This is a genomic window from Butyricimonas sp. Marseille-P2440 (genome assembly GCF_900091675.1).
GTDB classification, from domain to species: Bacteria; Bacteroidota; Bacteroidia; order Bacteroidales; family Marinifilaceae; genus Butyricimonas; species Butyricimonas synergistica.
This window is the reverse complement of record NZ_LT594608.1, coordinates 527,587-546,000: the sequence shown is the minus strand read 5'-3', so window position 1 is coordinate 546,000 and position 18,414 is coordinate 527,587. Positions and strand designations below refer to the sequence as shown.

Sequence of the window (18,414 nt, the reverse complement as noted above, 5' to 3'; positions counted from 1 at the left end):
GAAAATGAGGACAAAATATATCATCATGCTTTTGTTGGTGGTGGCAGGAAGTTCTGTATGCGCGCAACAAAAGGCTAATTTTAAACTTGCAGATCGTTTCTCTAGCCGAAACTTCCGGTCGGCAGATAGAAACAGTATGAGTATATATCCCATGTATATCAATGATGGGGAGTGCTTTTGGTACTCTTTCACGACGGAGGAAGGGAAACGTTATTACTACGTGAATCCGGAGAAGAGGGAGAAGCGTTTGCTGTTTAACACGGAGAAGTTATTCGGGTTTCTGAATAAAGAAACACACGAGGTGTGTGACGCAAAAAATTTTATGTTTCAAGGATTAGAGTTTGATAAAAAAGGTACTTCTTTCACATTCGATTACGAAAAGCATAAGTATCGTTATGATATGAAAACGGAGGAAGTAACGAAATTAGATACGGTTATTCATAAGGGATTCGGGGAATCATGGAAAAAATATTCACCGGATAGCACTTATATTTTGTTTGCCCAACGTCATAACCTATATGTCATGGGAAATAAGGATAAAGGGAAAGATACCACGATCGTGCAATTGACGACAGATGGCGAGAAATATTTCTCTTATTTCAAGGAAGAAGAAGAGGTTGGTACGGATACATTCCCGGCAGCTCCCGTTGCCGTGTGGATGAAAGATTCCAAGAAAGTGTATGCCTTGCGTGAGGATACCCAGCACGTGGATGAATTGTTTCTGGTGGACGTGATGGAAACTCCCCGTCCTAAAGTGAAAACATACAAGTATTCTATGGCAGGCGATCAGAAATTGGAAAAATACGAATTGACGGTTATCGACGTGGAAACAAAAGAGGTGAAAACGATCGATATTGATCATTGGCAAGACCAGTATGTAGATGTGCTTTATACCTCCAAGGACGGTAATAAGATCTATTTCGGACGGAAGACCCGGGCTTTTGACGAACAGGAGGTTTGCGTTGCCGATCTTACTACGGGAGAGGTGAAAGTGTTAATCCACGAGATAGACAAACCTTTTATGGATTACAAGATGGCAAATATTATGTTCTTGAATGACGGGAAGGATATTATCTATCGTTCAGAACGTACAGGCTGGGGACATTATTATCTCTATGATAACGAAGGGAATTTTAAACATGCTATTACTTCTGGGGAATGGGTTGCCGGTCCTTGTTCGGATATTGATACCGTGGGACGTACGCTTTATTTCTACGCTTTGGGGAAAGACGAAAATATCGACCCGTATTATTATACCCCGTGTAAGGTGAATATTGACAAACCGGAAAGTCTGACACAATTGACTTTTGATAACACGAATCATCAGGTACATTTCTCGAAATCTTTTAAATATTTCGTGGATACCTACGAGCGAGTGGATATGGTTCCCCGTATCGTGTTGAGAAACCGAAAAGGAAAAGAAATCATGGAATTGGAGAAACCTGATATTCGCCGGGCTCTAGAGATGGGATGGAAGGCTCCGGAACGGTTTAAAGTAAAGGCAGCCGACGGAACGACAGACCTATACGGGGTGATGTGGAAGCCATTTGATTTTGATTCGACGAAGGTTTATCCGATTATTTCTTCCGTGTATCCCGGTCCATTCTATGAATACGTGCCGACACAATTCCGGTTGATTCATGATGATAATACCCGTTTGGCTCAATTGGGCTTTATCGTGATTGCCGTGGGGCACCGCGGGGGAACACCTATGCGGGGAAAATTCTATCATACTTACAGTCATGGAAGATTGCGGGATTATCCGTTAGCGGATGACAAATACGCTATAGAGCAATTGGCTGACCGTTATCCTTTTATCGATGCGACGAAAGTCGGTATCTACGGTCATTCCGGGGGAGGATTTATGTCTACTGCTGCTATCTGTACTTACCCGGATTTCTACAAGGCAGCTGTTTCTTCCGCGGGAAATCATGACAATACAATTTATAATCACTGGTGGGGAGAAACTCACAACGGGGTGAAAGAAGAAAAGAAGGTGATCAAGGATAGCGTGAATGGCGACCGGACGGAATCGACCTTTAAATTCAAGGTGGGTACGAATATGGAACTGGCGAAACGATATAAAGGCGGTCTGTTGTTGATTCACGGTTGGATGGATGATAACGTGCATCCGGCTCATTCGTTGCGTATGGTCGATGCGTTGATTAAAGCAGACAAAAATTTTGATATGATCATTTTACCGAGATCGAATCATGGTTTCAGTGGGGCGGAGAATACATTTTACGAGCATAAGATGTGGTTCCATTTTGCCCGTATCCTGCTTGGGGATGATACCGGGGATTATTATTATGAGATTGAACAATACAAGAAAGCTGATAGATGATAAAGAATTTTTTATTCGGTCTATTTTTACTTGTTACCGTTGGAGCGTTCGGGCAGCAAAAAGCGAATTATGAGCTTGCCGAGCGCTTCCGGCGCATAACACAAGTGCCTCTGACGAAGAATAGCCTGGAAGTAAGTCCACGTTATATTAATAACACGGATCGTTTTTGGTATTCATTTCGCACGAGTGAAGGAAAAAACTATTATTTGGTCGATCCGGCTAAAAAAGAGAAACGTCTGCTTTTCGATAACGCGGAATTGTTGATGAAGATTAGCGAGATCACGAGGAAGGGATATAATCATAAGGATCTGGACCTGGATTTTACTTTCGATGCGGATGGTGAAACAATTCGTTTTTGGTTTGACCGGAAGGATTTCACCTATAATATCAACACGAAAGAGTTGAAGTTGGCGGAAAAACAAAAGGGACAAACCAATTATAATCCTTACTGGATGTATTATTGTCAGGATAGTTCCTATATGCTGTTTGCTAAACGCAATAATCTTTATATCGTGGGGAACCCGAATAAAGGGAAGGACACGATTGAAGTGCAATTGACTGCCGACGGGGAGCGTTATTTCACGTTCAATCGGGAAGACGAAGGCGAATTGGACGAACGCATGGGATGTTCTGCCAAATGGTTTAAGACGGGGCACAAGTTTTACGCTATCCGGGAGGATTCCCGCGAAGTAAGTGATTTATGGTTGATTGATGCGCTGGCGAACCCCCGTCCTCGCTTGAAGACGTATAAGGCAGAGTTGGCGGGAGATAAGAACGTGATTCAGTTCGAGTTGTTGATCGGTGATGCCGATACCCGTGAGGTGAAAAAGATTAATATAGATCGATGGAAAGATCAATATATAGACATCTTGTATGCCAGTAAAGATGCAAAACGGCTTTATTTCCAACGTTATAAGCGGACATGGGATGAGTGCGAGATTTGCGTGGTAGATACGGAAACAGGAGAGGTGAAAGTGTTGATTCATGAGATTGACAAGCCCTATCTGGATTATCAAATGCGTGCCATTCATTTTTTGAATGACGGGAACGAGATTCTTTTCCGTTCCGAACGTAATGGGTGGGGGCATTATTACTTGTATGATAAGGATGGAAACTTGAAAAATCAAGTTACTTCCGGGTCATGGGTTGCCGGACCGATCATGAAGGTCGACACGACAAACCGGCAAATTTATTTTATAGGCTTGGGCAAGGAGAAAGAGATCGATCCTTACTATTATGTCCTTTATCGTGCCGACTTGGATAAAACTAACGCGATAACATTATTGACCCCGGAGAATGCTTCCCATAACGTGAATATATCCCCGTCGAGCAAGTATTTCGTGGATAGTTATTCACGGGTGGATATGGAGCCCGTGAACGTGGTACGTGACCGGAAAGGTAAAGTGATTGTTGAGTTGGAAAAGGCGGATTTGGAAAGCCTTTATGCTTTCGGCTGGAAGAAGCCCGAGCGTTTTAAAGTGAAGGCGGCAGATGGGGTGACGGACATTTATGGCGTGATGTGGAAACCGGCGGATTTTGATTCCACGAAAACTTACCCGATTATTTCGTCCGTTTACCCGGGACCTTTCTTTGAATACGTGCAAACCCGTTTCACGGTAAACGATGACATGAATACCCGTTTGGCTCAAGTCGGTTTTATTGTTGTATCCATGGGACACCGGGGAGGAACGCCTATGCGGGGGAAATATTACCATACTTACGGGTACGGTAACCAGCGGGATTATCCTTTGGCTGACGATAAATATGCGATTGAGCAATTGGCACAACGTTACCCCTTTATTAACGTGAAAAAAGTGGGAATATTCGGTCATTCCGGTGGTGGGTTTATGTCCACGGCGGCATTGTTGACTTATCCGGATTTTTACAGTGCAGCGGTATCTTCGGCAGGGAATCACGATAATAATATTTACAACAAGGGATTTGTTGAAATTCACTATGGCGTGAAGGAGAAAAAGCAGGTGGTAAAAGACAGTGCGGGAAACGAACGGGAAGAAATCACTTTTGAAACCCGGAGCAAGACGAACCAGGAATTGGCGAAAAATTACAAGGGAGGATTGTTGATCGTGACCGGGGATATGGATCGCACGGTGCATCCGTCACATACCCTGCGAGTGGTCGATGCCTTGATTAAAGAGGGGAAGAACTTCGATATGCTCGTGTTGCCCGGTAATTCTCACGGATTCTCCGGTGAGGCGGAAGAGTTCTTTGAACGCAAGTTGTGGTTCCATTTTGCTAAACATCTGTTGGGGGATGCCTCGGCGGATTATCAGGGGGATTTGAATTACTTTTTGGAAAGATAATGTATTGTATGTGTACTATAATGTAAATCCAGTAAAAGATTAATTATGAAATTGAAAACAATTCTTTGTGTAGCAGCAGGATTATTTTTCATGCAGGCTACGTCGGTAACTTATGCCGGGGAGAGGAAGAAAAAGGAGTCCAAGAAAGAGAGTGTGGAGAAGAAGGAAACGGCGTATGACAAATTGTTCAAAGAGAAGAAGTGTGAAACCGTGAAAGGGATGGTCACGATTCACAAGATGGACGGGAAAGTTTATTTTGAATTTCCGTTGAACCTGTTAAACAAGGATATGCTATTGGGGTCTACGATTACCAAGATCACGAATAACGGTTTTGGAAGCGTGGGAGAGAAACCCTATGATCCGTTGCATATCACGTTTACCAAATTGGATTCAACAATTAATTTGTGTTTGGTGAACACGAATTACACGTCCAATGATAAAAAAATCAAAGAACGTATTGCTGAAAGCACGACTCCGGCAGTGATGAAGGCTTTTAAAATAGAGGCATATTCACCGGATAGTACTGCCGTTGTTTTTGACGTGACGGATTATTTTCTGTCTGACGACGACAACATCAGTCCCTTCTCGGCTTACGCGCCTATTTTATACCGTCGCCGGTTGGATAAGGTGTTCAAGAGAGAGGATTCACAAATCACGAAAATCAAAGCGTATGCCGATAATATCAGTGTCGGTTCGGCATTGAATTATGAAATCAGTGTCAATGACGAACGTTATTATTATATCTACAAGGCTCCTTTTACAGCCGAGATGACACGCAGTTTGATCCTTTTGCCGGAGGAACCGATGCGTCCCCGTTATGCGGATCCTCGTATCGGTATTTTTATCGGGGGAATGTCCGAGTTTACCAGTGATGGTTCCGGTGTACAGCCACTTTATTTTGCAAACCGTTGGAGATTGGAGCCGAAAGACGTGGAAGCCTACAAGCGGGGTGAATTGGTAGAACCAGTGAAGCCGATCGTGTTCTACGTGGATAATACTTTCCCGGAGGCTTGGGTAAAATATATCAAAGAAGGGGTGGAGCAATGGCAAGCTGCTTTTGAGGCGATCGGTTTCAAAAATGCTATTGTCGCGAAAGATTTCCCCACGGATGATCCTGAATTCGATCCGGATAATTTGAAGTATTCTTGTGTTCGTTATTCTCCTTCCTGGACTGCAAATGCGATGGGACCCTCCTGGACAGACCCTCGTACGGGAGAGATTTTGAATGCTTCCGTTTATTTATATCATAACCTGATCGAGCTGGTACAAAACTGGCGTTTCATTCAAGGTGGTCCGGCAGACCCGTCTGTTCGTAAAAAGGTATTGGGCGAAAAGACTTTGGGTGACTGTATCCATTACGTGGTAGCCCACGAGATCGGGCATTGTTTGTCATTGATGCACAACATGGGGTCTTCTTCGGCAATTCCGGTAGACTCGTTGCGGTCCCCGTCATTCACGCAAAAGTATGGTACGACTTATTCCATCATGGATTACGCTCGTAATAATTACGTGGCACAACCTGGTGATGCAGCCCGTGGGGTGAAGATGACTCCGCCGGACTTGGGCGTGTACGATATGTATGCTATCCATTGGTTGTATACTCCTATCTTTGATGCTGCAACACCGAAAGATGAGGTGCCGACGTTGGATAAATGGATTACCGAGAAATCCAATGACCCGGTTTTCCGTTACGGGAAACAACAAATCTATTACCGGATTGACCCGAGTTCCATGGAGGAAGATTTGGGAGATGATGCTGTAAAAGCTGCCACGTATGGCGTGAATAACTTGAAATATTTATTGAGCCACTTGAACGAGTGGGTTGGTGAGGATGATAAAGATTTCCGTTTCCGGGAGAATATTTACAATGAAGTGATCTACCAGTATGTCCGTTATATCAATCACGTGATTTTTAATATCGGTGGCGTGTATTTGAACGAGCGTTACGCAGGTGATGCCCGTCCTAGCTATCAATCTGTTGAAACCGAGAAACAGAAACGGGCTACCCGTTTCATGTTGGATCAATTGAAAGATTTGTCTTGGCTGGATAACGAGGAATTGTTGAAAAACTTTGAACTTCGTTCCAGAATTACTTCCGATTTGGAAGATATGATCCTGGATGGTTTGATGAAACGTTTCGGACCGGTAGCCATGAGTGCCGATAAAGCAGGCAAGGGCGCTTATACCCAGCGTGACTACATGAAAGATTTGATGGATTTCGTGTGGAACCCGACAAGACAAGGACGTTCATTGACTGATTTGGAGAAAAAATTACAATTGAATATGACTTCTTTCACGATCGGGAATACCGGAATCAATATGAACCGGGCTAACCCGCTAGCTTTCTCTGCCGAGAATTTGATGATTCAGGTTCCGGAATACGTGAAAGCCAAGAGCCGTGAAATGTATGGTGAAATCCCAGAACATTGGATGGGGATGTTTACCAACCGGGAAGTGGCAGGACATACCGGGTCATGTTGCCAGGGTGAAGATGTGCAAGGTTTTGGGTGGCATCTTTCCGTGACTCCTCCTTATGAACCGTTAGAGCATCTGTATTTCGAGTATTTACAGAATACACTGGCTTTATTGAAGAGTAAAGCAAATACCGGAAATTCGGATACTCGTCAACATTATCGTTTGTTGATCTACAAGATCGAACAGGCATTGAAAAAATAGTTGTATTCATGTTGATAAATAAGTTCGAAATGAAAAACGGAATCTATATATTATTAGCCTTTATCTTTCTTTTAGGAGCGAGCGGAAACGTGGACGCCAAAAATAGAAAGAAAGAACAAAAGGAGACGAAGAAAGAGGTGGAAACTCCCTATGATAAATTATTCAAGGGGAAGAAATGCACCACGGTCGACGGATTAATGAAAGTACATTGTATCGATCAGAAAGTTTACGTGGAATTTCCCTTGGCTTTGTTAGAGAAGGATATGATGTTGGCTTCATCTATCGAGAACATCAGTGATAACGGGGAAGGTGTGGTCGGGCAGTTTGCCGGGTATCCTTTCCGTATGCGTTTTACCTTGCAGGATTCTATGTTGCAAGCGAGAGCCGTGCTGTTTGATCTCCCTGTAAATACGGGTAAAGAGGTAAAAGTAAACCGTGCTTTGGCAGAAGCATCGCTACCTGGTATTTACGCCAGTTTTGACGTGAAAGCCTACACGCCGGACAGTACGGCTGTCGTTGTGGATATGACAAAACTGTTTTTGGAAAGTTCATACTACACGAACCCGTTTGCCGGTTACGCGGGAAACTCGTTGTTCGGTTTTGTTTCTCGTGAGCATAAATTCAGAAAAGAGCGTTCTTCTATTGTCGGGATTAAGGCTTATGACGATAATATAACCGTTCTGTGTAATATGGGATATAACGTGGATCATAAGGTGTTCGGGGCATTCATGATGAAGAAGGATGTACCCGTGACGGCGACGATCAACAAGATGTTGCGTTTGTTGCCTGCCGACCCGATGATGCCTCGGTTGGCAGATTCCCGTATAGGAGTCGCTCATGTTACTAAAACCGATTATTCCGGGGGAAGCGAAGGATTCAAACCGGTTTATTACACGAAACGTTGGCGTCTGGAACCAGCCGACGAGGTGAAATATAGAAATGGAGAGTTGGTGGAACCAAAGAATCCTATTGTCTTTTATTTGGATACTTTGATGCCTGAATTTTGGAAGCCTTACGTGAAAGAAGGCGTGGAGGCATGGAATGAAGCCTTCGAGAAGATTGGGTTCAAGAATGTACTTTCTGTTCGGGATTTTCCGGCTAATGACCCGAATTTCAACGCAAATAACGTGAATTATAATACAATTCGTTATGCTCCTTTGTGGATGTATTTTATCCAAAATTCGATACAGATAGATCCTCGTACGGGTGAAATATTGAATACGTCGATGTATATTCACGATAACGTGGTTGCTGGATTGCACGAAGATCGGTTAATGAACACCATGGCTTCTGATCCTTCTGTACGCACGTTGAAGCCGACTCCTGATTTGGATGGCGAAGCGCTTCGGTTGAAGGTGATGCAGATCACGGGAAAATGTTTGGGATTGGAGGAGAATATGGGGGCAAGCTATGCTTATCCGACCGATTCTTTGCGTTCGGCATCCTTCACGAAGGTGCATGGATTGAGCCCGTCTATCATGGATTATTTCATGTTTAATTATATCGCCCAGCCGGAAGACGTGGAGAAGGGGGCTCGTTTGACGACAACAGGCTTGGGTGCCTATGATTTTTATGCTATTAAATGGTTGTATACTCCCATCCCGGATGCCAAAACTCCGCAAGGTGAAACGGCGACATTAGACAAATGGATTCGTGAACATCAGGACGATCCGATGTATCGTTTCGGGATACGCCAGCCTTCATACGCTTCGTATGATCCGACCTCTATGTATGCCGACCTGGGAAATGACCCCGTGAAAGGTTTGAAGTATGCCATTAATAATATAAAAGCTTCGATTCAGAATGTATATACCTGGTATGACGGAAACGAGGATCGCAATATGGCTAAAAGAAAAGGAATGTACAATTCTTTGGTTTCGGCGTTACGTTCTAAATTGGACTACGCATATGCCTTGATCGGTGGAATGTACCTTACCGATAAACGCGAAGGAGATGTGCAACCTTCTTATCTGCCTGTGGATAAAGCCCGTCAGAGAGACGTGATGAAATATATGGTAGAACTTTCCCGAGATCTTTCTTGGTTGGACAATGAGTCTGCATTGAAAGAGTTTGAAATCGGGGATAAGGCTGCGGCAAAGAACGAAACGGAAATTATCTACGGATTGTTAGATCGTATTCGTTACATCGCTATTGCGGCAGAACGGGGTGGTGAATATTCTCCCCAGGAATATATCAATGACATTTACAATATCATCTGGGAGCCAACGATCAAAAATCGGAAGTTGACCATGAATGATATGAAATTGCAAAGTAATTTCTTGGCAAGCATTATCGCGACCTCATCGGTTACTTTGCCGGCAGCCGTGTTTGAAGTTCCCCGTGAAGCATTCCGTTTGACTGATTTTCAAGCTCAATGTGCCCGGAATATCCAATGTCGTGATTATTCCTTGCTCGAGAATGCAGCATTCCCGGTAACTTTCGGGGAAGATGGATTAGTTTTGGCTCAAGAAAGAAAAGGTTTTGGAGAAATGCCTTTCATTGAGGCAAAACCCTATCCGACGACGCATCTCTTTTACAGTATGTTGCTAAAAACCAGAGATATGTTGAATACGGCTGTTTCAAGAAACACGGGAGAAGCTAAAGCATATTATGAACTTTTGTTATTCAAAGTTCAGAAAGCGCTGGACAATAAAAAATAAGTTTGCCTTGAATAAGGGCGGGACAGATTGTGATGAGTTGTTTTAACAACCTTCAGGAAAAAAATAAAAAGAGGTTGTCAATTTATTTTGAACAACCTCTTTGAAATTATAAAAGAAAAAAAATGAAGATTCGGAAATATTTAATTGTATTATTCCTGCTGGGAATTGTTCTACCTGCTGCGGCACAAAAAAAGCCCCTTGATATGGAGGCTTATAAATTGTGGCGCAGAGTTGAAGGTCAGCATATGTCGGATGACGGGAAATGGATCACCTATCGTTTCGTGTATATTGACAGCGACGATCATGAAAAAGATACGCCTGTCACTTACCTGCATCATAACGAGTCTGGGAAAACCTACGAGTTGGAAAATGTACGGCAAACTAATTTCTTTAATAACGGGAAATGTTTGAAATACGTGGTATCTCCATCTCCGCAAGATACTTCCGGGTTGGTGAAAGATTCCGTTTTCCTGTTGACTTTAAAGAATATGAAAAAACAGTTGTGGGATAGACCTTATGACTGTAACGAATCCTCCGATTCTCCCGTGATGACTTATTCTTATCCTATCGGTAAGAACGAGAAAGGCAATGACATCAAGAGGTTGGTGATTTGGAATTTTGAAACGGGAGATTCTACGGTTATGGATAGCCTGGATTACCATATACTGCTGGATAATAATAAAACGATCATCTACACGAAAGAGCGTAACGGTTATAAATCCTTGTATACTGGTCCGGTGAAAGGAAAACAACGGTTGATTTATGGTGACCCGGATGCCCGTTTGATAAGTTTTTCTTTGGACAGGAGAGATTTGAATGGTGTATTCACCGTAGCGTCGGACACGTCTTACCTGAAGGATCCCGATCTGTTGTATGCTTTTAATTTGAAAGACGGCAAGTATAAACAGATCATGGATGTCAAGGAAATCGAACTTCCGGGAGATTATAAGGTTCGGGGAGGAATACACACCCCGTTCAATAACGGGAAGTATATCTTCGTGGAGGGTTCGCCTAAAGTTCCGGCTCCTCGTCGCCCTAAAGTAGAGCCGGACAAGAGTTTCGAGCTGGAATTGTGGAAATGGGATGATGAACTCTCCCAAAGCCGGCAAAGACACGGGCGAGGTTATCGGCGTAATGTTCCGAAGTACGTTTACCATATCGATACTAAAAAATGTGTTCTTGTATCTCCACCCGAGATGGATAATATGTTCAATCCGACTTGCGATGAATACAATTACGTGATTATCGCGGATGAATCTCCTTACCGGGGACTCACGGATTGGCGTGACGGAAACGCGATGGATTTGTATCTCGTGAGCCTTGAAACAGGGAAACGGAAATTGATATTTTCGGATTTCCGCCAGCGTCCGGTATGGAGCCCGAACGGGAAGTATGCCTTGTTTTACTACGGGGAAAAGAAAACGTGGTATAAATTAGACCCGACCACGGGAGAGTTGACAGATATATCCACGGTAATTGGTTATCCCGTGTACGATGAAGACCACGATAAACCGGTTCCTGCCGGCTCATATGGTATTGCCGGTTGGCTTGCCGGGGGAAATGAAGTTGTCCTCTATGACAGGTATGATATGTGGGTGGTTGACCTGACGGGTAAGAATCCCACTTATTCGCTTACGGACGGTTGGGGAAGGAAGAACAACGTTTCTTTGCGATTGTTGAAAACGGATTACGATTCTAAATGGATCGATACGAAGCAAAATATTTTGTTGAGAACCGTGAACACGGAAACTTTGGATCAGGGGGTATATGCATTGACGCCTGCCCGTAAGATTCGTAAATTAATGGAAGGGCCTTACGCGTTCAATTTTAACCAAATGACACGTGACGGGAAATATTGTATGTTCATTCGCCAGAACTATCAGGAGTTCCGTGATATATGGTGGAGTAAGACCGATTTTGCCCGTCCGGTGAAGATTACGGACACGAACCCGCAACAGAAGGATTATCACTGGGGAAGCGTGAAATTAGTCGAGTGGACAAATTTCGGGGGCAAACGGAATCGGGGGCTGTTGTATCTGCCGGATGGTTACGATCCGTTGAAACGCTACCCGGTCATCGTGAACTTTTATGAAACACACACGGGAGATATTCACGTGAATCCCGTGCCTGCCTTGAGTAGTGCCATGATTAACGTGGTAACCTACGTGAGTAACGGGTACGTGGTCTTCATGCCGGACGTGCATTTCACGGTAGGAGCTCCCGGGGAGAGCAGCTACAATGCCGTGGTGAGCGGTTCCCAGATGTTGATCGACCGGGGAATTGCCGACAAAGACCGTATCGGGATACAGGGACATAGCTGGTCGGGCTATCAGGTGGCTTACCTGGTGACCCGCACGAATATGTTCCGGTGTGCCAATCCCGGTGCAGCCGTTTCAAACATGGTTTCGGCTTACACCGGCATCCGGGAAGGGAGCGGTATGCCCCGTATGTTCATGTACGAGGAAACGCAAAGCCGCATGGGGAAAACACTTTGGGACGATCCCGAAATGTATATTAAAAACTCCCCGATATTCTATGCCGATAAGATACAGACACCTTTGTTGATTTTCCATTGTGATAAGGATGAGGCGGTGCCTTACTCGGAAGGATTGAATTTATTCCTAGCCATGCGTCGTTTGCAAAAGCCCGCTTGGTTACTGAATTACAAGGGCGACAAGCATTTCTTGTACAATAAGGCGGCAGAGAAGGACTGGACGATTCGTTTACAACAATTCTTTGACTATTACCTGAAAGATGCACCCATGCCTCGTTGGATGAAGGAGGGGATAAATATCGACGAGAGGGGGATAGACCAAAAGTATGATTGAGTGAAATAGTCTAACGTAAAAAAACTCGTTTTACAGCTGTAAAACGAGTTTTTTATTGCAAAATAGTTGTGGCGCGAACGAGTAGAATCATTCGTAAAATTGTTATTATCATTTTTTTCTCTATTTTTGTGACCGCAAGAGTTTTTTCTGGTGTAACTCATAGAATTATGTCTGAAAGTGATCAAAATAGCGAAGATTTTTTATTTAACTCCATTCGTGCGGGTAATATTGCGGCTTATGAAGTCTTATTTAAAAAATATTTCCTGTCTATGTGTATGGTCGCTTGCCGTATTGTTGGAGATGAGGATGTTGCAAAAGATATTGTTCAGGAGGTGTTTATGCGTTTGTGGGAAAAGAGGGAAGCTTATGATTTTTCAACCACACCGGATATATTTTTATATGTAACTGTCAAAAATAAATGCTTCGATTATTTGAGGATGCAAAAGAAAATGCCTATTCAGGATAATTTAGGAGCTGCTGACAATGAATATTTTTTTCGAGACATATTGATTGAGGAGGAAACATACCGGATTGTTAACGAGGCAATCGATGCACTGCCGACTCAAAGTCGTCGAATTATAAAATTGAGTTTGGAAGGTAAGCAGAATAAAGAAATTTCAGAGGAATTGGGGATTAGCGTGAATACAGTTAAGTCGCTTAAATATAAAGCAATGGATGTACTCCGTGTGGCGTTGAAGGATTATTATTATGTATTTTTGATTCTGCTGTTAAAAATATAATTGAAAAAAAACGGAAAATCCACTCATCCCTTTCTGAAATTTTGACGTTCTGTAAATAGAAATATAAATTAGAATTAGGACGTTTTATGATGGAATATCCGAAAGATTATAAAATATCTCGTTTGATCGCCAAAAAAATGATCGGAACAATTCTTCCCGCCGAAGAAGAAAAATTGGAGGCGTGGTTGAAAGAGGATGTTCGGAACGGGGAATTGTTTCAACGTATCCTTGAAGGGAAGAATGTTCCTGACAGAGATTTGTACGCCGAACGTTTTGAAGTGAATGAGTCATGGGAGGTGATAAAGAAGCAGTTGGTAGAACAAGATAAACGCCGGAGTATATCTCCCTGGTGGATGGGGATAGCGGCTTCTATCGTATTACTTGTCGGTATCGGGTTGTACCTGGGACTTTTAAGGAAGCCGGCGGTACAAGAGATTGCGCAACCGATAGCCCGTATTGAAACGGGTGGCTCCAAGGCTGTTTTAATTACTTCCTCTGGTGACAAGATTGTATTGCAAGATACTTCCATGCAATTGATTTCGCTGGGAAGCGGCATGATAGCCCGCAATGACGGTAGCCGGGTTTCTTACGAGGGAGTCGGGGAAGGAGATGGAGAAGATGTGCTGGTGTATAATACGATTCGGGTACCCCGTGGCGGGGAGTACAAATTATTTTTGTCCGATAGCACGGAAGTGTTTTTGAATTCGGATTCCGAGATCCGGTTCCCTGTAAAATTCGGGAAAAGCGAACGGGATGTATTTTTGCGGGGAGAGGCTTTCTTTATCGTCAAAAAAGATGCTTCACGCCCGTTTGTCGTGAATGCGGATGACAAGGTTTCTGTCGAGGTGCTTGGAACTCAATTTAATTTGCAGGCTTATCCGGATAAGAAAATGGTGGAAGCCACGTTGAATGAAGGATTGGTGCGGGTGTATGACAAAAAGCAGAGCGTGAAGATCAAGCCGGATCAACAAGTTGTATATAATCGTGAAGACAGCAAGCTGGTTGTTCGTGAAGTAGATGCGAGTCTTTATTCTGCGTGGAAGGACGGACGGCTGGTATTGTTGAATAACACGTTGGAGGATATTATGGTTTGTTTGGGGCGTTGGTATAATATTGATGTATTTTGGGTAAACCCGGAATTGAAAGAATATCATTTCTCCGGAGAGTTAGCTCGGTATGAGGATTTTATGGAGATATTGGATATGCTGGAGAAAGCTACGCGGGTACATTTCGTGGTGAAAGACAGAACCGTGTTCGTGAGTAAAATATTCAAATAGATGTTGTTATATATAAAGAGCAGAAAATATTGGTACTATTTCCTGCCCTTAAATGAGTTTTAATAACGATTAAAAAATCAATTATTAATCATTAAGCATGTAAAAGTATGAAAAAAAACGGAATTGAGGTCTTTAGCGGCATGCAAAGATTTGAAAAGATGCGATTTATTTTTAAACGCGCTCTTCTTCTTCTGTTTACGTTTCTCTTCCTCCTGCAAGTAGATGCGAAATCTCAGGTCGTAAGATTGACGATGAATCTGGAAAACGTTACGATTGATCAGGCAATCACGGAAATGAGTCAAAAAACAGGTTATCGTTTTTTGTACCAGATGGAAGAGGTTATGAAGTTCGGGAAACGGGATTTGAAGGTGAAGGACGCAACTTTGGACGAAGCGTTGAAGGTGTTACTGAAGGGGACGCCCTTGTCTTATGTTATTCAAAACGATGTGGTCATTATCACTCCGGCAAAGGAGGAGGAAGTGCAGAAGAAAACCCGGCAGATAAAAGGCAAAGTGATTGATGAGAAGGGAGTGCCGTTGCCCGGGGTCACAATCCTTATAAAAGGTACTAAACTGGGTATGGTAACAGATGTGGATGGAAAGTTTAAAGTTGAGATACCCCAGATGGATAGTACAATTCTGGTATTTTCATTTATTGGGATGGAAACGATTCATTACCGTTTGAGTGATGACCGGAAAAATGACGGGAAAGAATTGGTTATCGCGATGAAGGAAGATATCGCAGAAATGGACGAGGTGGTAGTAACGGGATACGGTAATATTAGAAAAGAGAGTTTCACGGGTAGTTCGATTTCCGTGAAACGGGAGGATTTGTTGAAAGCGTCCTCCACGAACGTTATTCAGGCATTATCTTCATTTGATCCCTCGTTCCGCATTCAACAAAGTAATAAATGGGGATCAGACCCGAATGCTATACCAGAGATTTATATCCGCGGTCGTTCGGGTATCGGGGTGAAAGATTTGGATAAAGATGCGTTGTCAAAATCTTCTTTGAAAAATAATCCGAACCTTCCGATTTTTATCATGGACGGGTTCGAGGTGAGCGTGCAGAAGGTGTACGATATGGACCCGATGCGGGTGGAAGATATTCAGATATTGAAGGATGCGGCTGCCACTGCCATGTATGGTTCTCGTGCGGCGAATGGTGTTGTCGTGATCACGACTGTTGCACCCAAGCCGGGAGAGGTGACTATTTCTTATAGTATGACCGGAACCGTTTCTATGCCCGATCTTTCAGATTATAATTTAGCCACGGCTAGAGAAAAATTGGAGATCGAAACGAAGGCAGGGCTTTATACACCCAAATATTTTATAACTTGGAAGCAAGCGTTGGATGCGTATAATGAACGTTTATTGCGGGTGCAGGAAGGCGTGAACACGGATTGGTTGTCGTTGCCTTTGCGGAATGCCGTGAATCACAAGCATAGTTTGTCTATCGAGGGGGGAAATGCTGATTTGCGTTATGGGCTTGACCTTTCCTATAATAACAACAATGGTGTTATGAAGGATTCTTACCGGAACACGATGAATCTAGGATTTCACGTGGATTACCGGCTTAAGAATTTGCAGGTCGTGAATTATATCGAGTACAATTACACGAAAGCAAATGAATCTCCTTACGGTGATTTTTCCGATTACGCTCACCTGCAGCCTTATGATCGTCCTTATACGAAGGATGGAAAGTTGATAGAAGGTACTTTGGAGTTTTCTACGATACCTCATCGGGATGATAAGTTGAATAATCCGTTGTATGAAGCTCTTTTGGATAATTTTGAGTTTGAAAAAGGGGATGTATTTATTGAACGATTGATGGCACGGTGGTATCTGACCGATTATTTATACCTGAAAGGGCAATTTGCCATAACGAAAGAGTTTAACAAGAGAGAGCGTTTTATTGATCCTCTTTCCTCGAATTCGACGTCTAAAACACAGGGTGAAGATAAGGAGTTGGCGGGCGATCTTTATTTAATGAAAGGAGAATCTACCAATTGGGATATGCAGGTTGGGGCATATTTCTCGAAAGTATTCGGCAGTCATGCGATCAATGCCTCGGCGGTGATGAATGCAACTTCGCGTTTCTCCGAAAGTACTTCCAGTCACTATCGAGGGTTTCCTTCTGGGGAATTCCACTCACCTAATTACGCTGCTGAGATTACAGTAAAGCCGAACAAAACACAGAGTGCAAGTCGTTTGGCTGGATTCTTGTTAATGGCGAATTATACTTGGAACGATATTTATTTGGCAGATATATCCGCTCGTTTTGACGGTTCTTCCGAATTTGGGTTGGATCAGAAATGGGCTCCGTTCTGGTCGTTGGGAATGGGTATTAATGTTCACAAGTATAACTTTTTGCAGAGTAGTAAAATTATTAATCGCATGAAACTTCGTGTTTCATACGGGCAAACCGGTAAAGTGAATTTCCCGTCTTATAGTGCGAGAACGGTTTACAAGACTTTTGACCGTTGGTATATCAGTGGGTTTGGTGTCGCTCTGAAAGCCTTGGGGAATCGGGATTTGAAATGGGAAACGACGAATAAATTGAATGTCGGTACGGATCTGGAATTTTGGAATAATCGGATCTCTTTTGTCTTTGACTATTATCACAATAAAACGGTGGATTTGATTACAGACGTGACCCTGCCGGGATCTTCGGGATTCTCTTCTTATAAGAGTAATTTGGGAGAAACTTTGAATAAAGGTTTTGATATTCAGTTTCGCTTCGATGTGATGAAAGATAAAGATTGGAATGTGGCTTTATGGGGAAACCTGAATCACAATAAAAACGAGATATTGAAGGTGTCGGATGCCTTGAAAGCGTATAATTCTCAGGTAGATGAGCATTATGAACTTGCGGAAGAGAGTCAAATACCGACAACCGCGTGGAGTAAAGCTGGGAAAACGTATGAAGATTTTATTAAGCCGATCATGAAATATGAAGAAGGTGCTTCTTTGACGGCGATTTATGGGGTACGTTCACTAGGTATTGACCCTACTAACGGGAAAGAGTTATACTTGTATCGCAACGGTAAAGCCAGCAACGTGTGGAAAGCTAGCGAGGAGGTTGTACTTGGAGATACCGAGCCTAAGGCGAGTGGTTCTTTTGGTATAAATGCGACATATAAGAATTTTTCGTTATTTGTTTCATTTGCTTATGAATGGGGAAAGCAAACATATAATGAAACTTTAATTATGAATGTCGAGAATGCGGATATACAGGGAAGTAATGTAGACAAACGGGTGTTGACTCAACGTTGGGAAAAGCCGGGCGATATTGCGCCTTTAAAGGATATACAGGATATGAATAGCGTTACCTTGCCGACCTCTCGTTTTGTCCAGGATGAGAATGTTTTATCGATGAGTGCGTTGAATTTAAGTTATGACTTTAATCCGGCGTGGTTGCGCAAGATTTACTTGAAGACCCTTCGCTTGGAAGCAAGTACAAATGAGTTATTCCGTTTATCAACGATCAAGCAGGAGCGGGGTACCAGTTATCCTTTTGCCCGGACGGTGAATTTTTCTTTACGTGCAACTTTCTAGTTAGTTAAGAA

Annotated in this window: 8 protein-coding genes; all 8 read left to right on the top strand. The window is 43.1% G+C overall.

Annotated features, from left to right (window positions below):
• The first annotated feature begins 4 nt into the window (after positions 1–4).
• The 8 genes from BN8899_RS05850 (at position 5) to BN8899_RS05815 (ending at position 18,403) form a co-directional block, all read left to right on the top strand.
• Positions 5–2,344 (top strand): S9 family peptidase, encoded by a 2,340-nt coding sequence (locus tag BN8899_RS05850; protein WP_065218685.1) that lies wholly within the window; start codon positions 5–7, stop codon positions 2,342–2,344.
• Complete coding sequence (locus BN8899_RS05845) at positions 2,341–4,665, top strand: S9 family peptidase (protein WP_082986921.1); 2,325 nt, start codon at positions 2,341–2,343, stop codon at positions 4,663–4,665. The genes BN8899_RS05850 and BN8899_RS05845 overlap by 4 nt, the downstream gene beginning before the upstream one ends.
• Before the next feature lie 45 nt (positions 4,666–4,710).
• Entirely contained in the window at positions 4,711–7,341 is a 2,631-nt protein-coding gene (locus BN8899_RS05840; RefSeq protein ID WP_065218684.1) for a zinc-dependent metalloprotease, read from the top strand.
• A 29-nt stretch (positions 7,342–7,370) separates the two neighbouring features.
• Entirely contained in the window at positions 7,371–10,001 is a 2,631-nt protein-coding gene (locus tag BN8899_RS05835) for a zinc-dependent metalloprotease (RefSeq protein ID WP_187376780.1), read from the top strand.
• Positions 10,002–10,123: 122 nt separating this feature from the next.
• The gene (locus tag BN8899_RS05830; RefSeq protein WP_065218683.1) at positions 10,124–12,829 is read left to right on the top strand and encodes a S9 family peptidase; all 2,706 of its coding nucleotides are present in this window, start codon (positions 10,124–10,126) and stop codon (positions 12,827–12,829) included.
• A 167-nt stretch (positions 12,830–12,996) separates the two neighbouring features.
• Entirely contained in the window at positions 12,997–13,569 is a 573-nt protein-coding gene (locus BN8899_RS05825) for an RNA polymerase sigma-70 factor (RefSeq protein ID WP_065218682.1), read from the top strand.
• An 86-nt stretch (positions 13,570–13,655) separates the two neighbouring features.
• Positions 13,656–14,846, top strand: coding sequence for a FecR family protein (locus tag BN8899_RS05820; RefSeq protein WP_065218681.1), 1,191 nt, complete (start codon positions 13,656–13,658; stop codon positions 14,844–14,846).
• 158 nt (positions 14,847–15,004) lie between these two features.
• Positions 15,005–18,403 (top strand): SusC/RagA family TonB-linked outer membrane protein, encoded by a 3,399-nt coding sequence (locus BN8899_RS05815; RefSeq protein ID WP_231932277.1) that lies wholly within the window; start codon positions 15,005–15,007, stop codon positions 18,401–18,403.
• Positions 18,404–18,414: the final 11 nt, after the last annotated feature.